Annotated in this window: 1 pseudogene; it reads right to left on the bottom strand. The window is 56.3% G+C overall.

The features are described from left to right. Positions 1-332 (bottom strand): annotated as a pseudogene (locus P0G09_RS16480) (ATP-binding cassette domain-containing protein); the annotation flags it as partial.

Raw genomic sequence — 332 nt, forward strand, 5'->3', positions numbered from 1 at the left:
GCCTGCTCATCATATCCAAATCGTTGAAAATCCGACACGATTTGCGTTTTGTATAGTGTTTTTCCCTCCGGAAGCACCAGTTCCACGTTCTGCACGGCGGACAGCTGCGGGCAGAGCCGATCCTCCTGAAAGACAGCACCGACCCGGCCCACGCCCTGCACCGTGCCGGAATCCGGCGCTTCCAGCCCCAACAGGATGCGGAGCAGGGTGGTCTTGCCCCAGCCGCTGGGGGCCCAGAGGATGGCAGGCTCCGCAAGGGTCAGATCCAGATCCTCAAAGAGCGTTTTTTATCCAAAGCGTTTTGTTAATCCGCAAATTTCCAGTTTGTTAAT

It is taken from the genome of Faecalibacterium sp. DFI.5.82 (assembly GCF_029076575.1).
GTDB lineage: Bacteria > Bacillota > Clostridia > Oscillospirales > Ruminococcaceae > Faecalibacterium > Faecalibacterium duncaniae.